Below are 280 nucleotides of genomic sequence, written 5' to 3'. Positions count from 1 at the left end.
CCTGTCTTGCGCTGGTCACGACGGTCGGTTGCAGGCCCCAATGCGTGAGCACTCCTTGCAGCGCACGCAAGTTGGTGAGATTATCGTCCACCGCCAGGACCGGCAGTCCGCGCAGACGCGTGATTTCCGCCGGCAGCCGCCGTTGCACCGGTCCGGAGGACAAGCCGAAGCGAGCCACAACGTGGAAAGTGCTCCCGCTTCCCAACTCGCTTTCCACCCAGATCCGCCCGTCCATCCGTTGCACCAACTGCGCCGAGATCGCCAGCCCCAGCCCCGTGCC

The 280-nt window shown here is 66.1% G+C and carries 1 protein-coding gene; it reads right to left on the bottom strand.

All coding sequences use genetic code 11. From position 1 onward, the window contains the following. Positions 1–280: ATP-binding protein (locus MD536_RS21710; protein ID WP_239603867.1), on the bottom strand; the 280-nt coding region annotated here is incomplete at both ends.

The sequence above is a fragment of the Flavihumibacter cheonanensis genome, from assembly GCF_022352215.1.
Classification (GTDB): Bacteria; Bacteroidota; Bacteroidia; order Chitinophagales; family Chitinophagaceae; genus Flavihumibacter; species Flavihumibacter cheonanensis.
The sequence above is the reverse complement of the archived record's forward strand: the minus strand, read 5'-3'. Positions and strand labels throughout refer to the sequence as shown.